This is a genomic window from Salinivibrio sp. MA427, assembly GCF_001996115.1.
Taxonomy (GTDB): domain Bacteria; phylum Pseudomonadota; class Gammaproteobacteria; order Enterobacterales; family Vibrionaceae; genus Salinivibrio; species Salinivibrio costicola.
In genome coordinates, this window is the sequence record NZ_MUFH01000205.1 from 1 (window position 1) to 4,812 (window position 4,812).

The window sequence follows — 4,812 nt, forward strand, 5'->3', positions numbered from 1 at the left end:
TCATTCATCAAACATCACATTAATAAATTTAAACAAAGCTGTTTTACCAAGCTCCCCCCTAGCATTCACATCCGCGCCAAATTCAACCAACAGTTTCAGTGCATCATTGTCTTCTAGGTCTGGCACATCAAAAATCAGCGTCTCACCATATTCATCGGTCAAATTCGGATCCATTCCCGCTTCCAACATCGCTTTAAGTGCATCTGTCGTTTTGCGCCACATGGCAAAGTAAGCAACAGACTGTGCCCCCTCGCCTTCACCGAATTTGGAGGCAGGGTCGGCCCCCAGCGCCATCAACATTTTGATGGCTGGAATATTGGTATCAGCGACGGCAAAGGCTAACAGGGTAAAATGCTCGTTGCCTGGCGCATCAATATCTGGCAGTTTTTCCGCTAACGCTTTCGCTTTATCGATATCATGGGCTTTCATCGCCTCGGCTACGGCCAACAATTCCCCCTCAAAAAAGACCTCTGGATAGGGTTTACTGCGGAACATATTTAGCACTCCTACTTTTACGGTCACTGACAGCACAATACCTGCCAAGATAACTAAAAAAATGTATTTCATCGCGGTTTAAACCTGCTTGGCTAGCGTGTGTAAATCATCGACTTTACGATCTTCAATAGCTTCGCGCATCATATCCATACCATGTAAATTGACTCTCTCTTTTAGCGTAACGTCGGTATCGTCTGCTATCGCTACGTTAGTACCAATAGCCGCGCCAACGCCTTCCGTCTGAGCTGTTAATGATTTCGGCTTGGAAAAGGTTTGGGTGGTATTTCCAACCGCGCTTGGTAAACGCCTTAAAACGGGCATCTTTTCTTGCGCATGGGTAAGCACTTCACCCTCTATTCGATAGCGCGTGATATTATCATCACTGCCTTGTTGTGCTTTGGGCACCCCATAACGCTCAACAGTCTTCTTATGCAATCCAGCACTGTTAAAGGTAGTGGCAGGATAATTACCGGCTTTCGAAGCCGCAGAGGCCAAGCCTCCACCTAAAGAATGCCCTGATATTTCTATTGGGGAGCCTGCTTTTTTGATGTTTCTGCTAATTTCAACGGCTTGCTTATAGTATTTTGATCTTCCCATAAGACCTTGAGGAATATTGCCTTTGGTCCAGTCTCCCACCGCTTCTGTGCCTCGGAAAACCAATACTGGCTTCGCCTCCGACCCAAACACCTTGTGGTCGGGCATATACACTTGAGCCCGGAAATTACTCCCCTTAACACGCAAATCTTTACGTGACAACCCTAAATCATTTAAGTCATCGTCACTCGCCAACGTCCAGCCTGAGTCATGTTTAAAATCCTCGGCGACTTGTTGACGAGGTTCTTTTAATTTTTCTTTATCGAGGGTATAGATATGTTCACTCAGCATCGCTTTTTCAGCCGCGTCCATATCTTGCGTAAATCGTTCAGCAACGTCTGGCTCTTTCTCACTGGCACGCTTTGTGATCGCTTCACGTGCTTTGCGTCGCTTGGCTTTGGTAGTGCCTTTTTCTAACACATACAGCATTTGTTCGGGTGAGCCGCCACTTTTTACCAACGACGATAAGTCTTGACCGAGAGGTGGTAATTCCTCGGGTAGCGCTTGCGTGATGGAGCCCTTGAGCTGCTGCTCAGCCACAGACTTAAAGTAGCCAGGACTATAAATCGGTTTTGACCACAGTGCTTCAACCGGGTTGACCAAAGGCAAGATCCGCAAGAAAGGCGCATTGCTTTTAGCCGCCCCCTCACCACAATCATGTGATGGTGACTGGTAAGGCGTCTCACCAATAAACACATCGCCTGACCCCGCAGCAACCTGACCGCCACAACCAATGGCATCACCGACCCGTGAAGCCGGCTTACCATTGATGGAAACATTCGACGACCCTGCACTGATGCTACGCCCATGAATACCGTGAGGCATTTTCGGACAAGGGCAAGCATGAAGCAGTACAGGGTCACCTTTACGTGCTGCTGGCTTGCCATTGATTGACACATCAGGGCTACCGCTAATAATGGGGGTGGCAGGGAAGCAACCATGCCCTGCCGCACTGTCTCCGAGTCTTCCAGCACTTGGCATAATTACCCCCGTCGGTCCGGATCATCAGGCTGCTGAGGCTTATCGGTCTCATCAGGCTGAACCATAGTAGGTGCCGTGCCTTTACCGGGAGAGCCGCCTTCATTGATCTTGACTTTGGTGCCAGAGATAGTGATCCCGCCGCCGTCAATTTTGACAAAACCACCGGGGCCTTTAATCGTTAACTCATTACCAGCTTCCAGCACAATATCTTTGGCGGTTAAGTAGCTCTCATTACTGACTTTGGTCCGTTGGTTAGCGCCGATCTCTTTCTCTTCCGAGGCCGTGGCTTGTGTGACTATCCCACCTTCCACTTTGGTGATCATACCACCAGAGATAAAACGACTCAGTTTACCCAAGATACGCTGCACGAGGTTGCGGCCAATTTTCTGGTGATGATCTTGACCAAATTCTTCAACGACATTTTTGCCAACCATACGATGGCTATTTTCCGTCACAGATTGATAAGCGTTGCGCCCGACTTGACGGTGGCTATCCACTCCCACAAATTCGCGATGGATGTTTTCGGTGACAATATCTTGGTCTTTCTGCGCATGGATGTAGATTTGCTCGATGGACGCTTGGTCTTCAAAGCGGATTTCATTCGACCCTTCACCCTGGTGGGTTTGCGTTTTGATCACCGTGCGCGTTTTATGATTAGGGAGCAAATATGGTGGCACATTCGTCGCGTGATACGTGCGGCCGGTAATAATCGGCTGATCTGGATCGCCGTTAAGGAAAGACACGATCACTTCATGGCCAATCCGAGGGACCGCCATAAAGCCATATTGTGCGCCCGCCCAACCTTGGGACACGCGTATCCAACACGAGCTGTGCTCATCTTGTTTGCTTTCTCGATCCCACGGAAAGTGCACCTTCACTCTGCCGTGCTCATCACAAAAGATTTCTTCGCCTTTCGGGCCGACCACTTCGCCAATCATAGGTCCATCAACTTGCGGCTTGGGCTGTGGGGTTGCACGCCATTGTCTTGTCGCAGGGATCACTTTGAAGTCGTTATGGTAGGTGGTTGCGCCGGTTCCGCCCTCTTCTTCCAGTGCCTGAGGCTGCTTACCCACATGCGACACACTGACTACCAACCAATCTCGGTTAGCCGGTTTGTGCAAACTTTCAATCAAGTCAAATTTCACACCCGCCTGGAGCGCAGGCACATGGCTTTGCCCTTGGGCGGTTGAGGCCTCGCGCCGCAAAAACTCGTTACGAATGCGGGTAAATGCTTTGCCACTTGGATCATTTTTGTAGCGGCCAGGCGCATCGAAATACTCGTAATCGGTGCGCTGATAACTGGTGCCATCCGCCTCGTGAGGCTGAAGAAAACTATAAGCCGGCTTTTTAAAGCTATAGTCCTTGAGGACGGTTTTGTTTGACTCACTCTGGTCACTGATATCGATGTGGCGAACATAAGGGTCGCTGTAAGTACCCCCTGCCCGGCTGTTGTGCTCAACGGGCTTAGTATATTTATCAATCAGCGATGAGTCGTCGTAGAAGTGGACAGTGTGCTTATCTTCTAGATGAGTAAAGTAATAGTTAATTCCTTCTTCAGCCGCTAAGCGATGCAAAAACGCTAAATCACTCTCTCTGTATTGCACACAGAATTCGCGCTCAGGTAAGTCTCGTTTCAATGAAAAATCAACATCAGTGATCCCCATCTCCGTTAACAGGGTTGAAATGATGTCTTTCACTGTCTGGTGTTGGAAAATACGGCTATTTCGACGTAATGATAAGCGCTCTAACGACGGCACCAAGATAAGAGAATAAAACGTGTGATGGTGACCTAGCGATAACCATACAAAGGCTGACCGCCTGCGTAGCTATCAGACACAGACTCATGCCCTTGATATTCACGCACAACAAAGGTGTCTTCTGATAAACCGTCTACAACCAGTGAAAATCTCAGCGTTGCCATTATTAATGTCTACCTCTATATGATGGGAAAGCAAGTAGCCCACTGTGCCAGTGGGCTACTCGATTTATATCGCGACGCGTTAGGTTTACGCCTCGATCGGCTTACGCCAGTCGTCTGACCCTGAGGTACCAGCGTTGACGTGATCCCATGTCACTTTACGGTAAGACATAGACACGGTCAGATTCTGAGTAAAATCAGACTTAGCAGGGTCTTGGCAGTGTGGCATTTCACAATGGATATCGACGATAGAGGCGTTTTCCAGCTTGGTGGTAAAGAAGTTTTCTTGTTTACCTTCAATCGAGGTGCGATACCACTTTAGCTCGACAGTGGACATTTTCTCACCCGAAGACAGCGCGTTATAAAGCAGAGGGACAGCTTTGTTGAGCGCGACGGTGAATTTGAAAGGCTTGTGAACACGTTGGCCTGATGGCTGACCAGATTGCGGGTCAGTTGGAACAGTAACATTGTGATCAAACTGCTGAACCAGCATTTCATCTTCGTGACCTTCAACGAATGCATCACCGATTGAATCAGCGGTGCAGGCACCGGCAGTAATCAAACCCTGAGTTTCGCCTTCAATCGAGATATAACATGGCGTTGGCATAATTGCTCCTATCAGTATTTAGTCGTTAGGCATAACCACCTTGGTTATGCGTCACCCCTAACATGCCAATTTCATGCCAACTTTTTTATTGTTTAATATCAGCAACTTAAAAATTGAGTGACCAATTTTTTGTAAGGGCTGAGCAAAAAGTTGCCAAGCTGAGCAACTTTTTGCTTGCGTAAAAATAGGGTTCAATCGATAGTGAATAATAAAAAAT

The 4,812-nt window shown here is 48.2% G+C and carries 5 protein-coding genes; all 5 read right to left on the minus strand.

The window, feature by feature from the left end; genetic code table 11:
* A complete protein-coding gene (locus tag BZG79_RS11730) occupies positions 1-567 on the minus strand; it encodes a hypothetical protein (RefSeq protein ID WP_242414172.1) in 567 nt (188 codons plus the stop codon).
* 6 nt (positions 568-573) lie between these two features.
* Positions 574-2,070, minus strand: a complete 1,497-nt coding sequence (locus tag BZG79_RS11735; RefSeq protein ID WP_077774467.1) for a PAAR domain-containing protein — start codon at positions 2,068-2,070, stop codon at positions 574-576.
* A 2-nt stretch (positions 2,071-2,072) separates the two neighbouring features.
* A complete protein-coding gene (tssI, locus tag BZG79_RS11740; protein WP_242414173.1) occupies positions 2,073-3,827 on the minus strand; it encodes a type VI secretion system tip protein TssI/VgrG in 1,755 nt (584 codons plus the stop codon).
* Between the two features lie 32 nt (positions 3,828-3,859).
* On the minus strand, positions 3,860-3,991 hold the full coding sequence (locus tag BZG79_RS16915; RefSeq protein ID WP_277919517.1) for a hypothetical protein: 132 nt from the start codon (positions 3,989-3,991) through the stop codon (positions 3,860-3,862).
* 85 nt (positions 3,992-4,076) lie between these two features.
* Positions 4,077-4,595: a type VI secretion system effector Hcp-2 gene (gene hcp-2 / locus BZG79_RS11745; protein ID WP_074213199.1), complete on the minus strand. Its 519-nt coding sequence runs from the start codon at positions 4,593-4,595 to the stop codon at positions 4,077-4,079.
* Positions 4,596-4,812 lie beyond the last annotated feature (217 nt).

Bases quoted from the DNA above. Each gene is read 5' to 3' on its own strand.
- BZG79_RS16915 (WP_277919517.1), bottom strand. From the start codon at position 3,991: ATGGCAACGCTGAGATTTTCACTGGTTGTAGACGGTTTATCAGAAGAC.
- BZG79_RS11735 (WP_077774467.1), bottom strand. From the start codon at position 2,070: ATGCCAAGTGCTGGAAGACTCGGAGACAGTGCGGCAGGGCATGGTTGC.
- BZG79_RS11730 (WP_242414172.1), bottom strand. From the start codon at position 567: ATGAAATACATTTTTTTAGTTATCTTGGCAGGTATTGTGCTGTCAGTG.
- hcp-2 (WP_074213199.1), bottom strand. From the start codon at position 4,595: ATGCCAACGCCATGTTATATCTCGATTGAAGGCGAAACTCAGGGTTTG.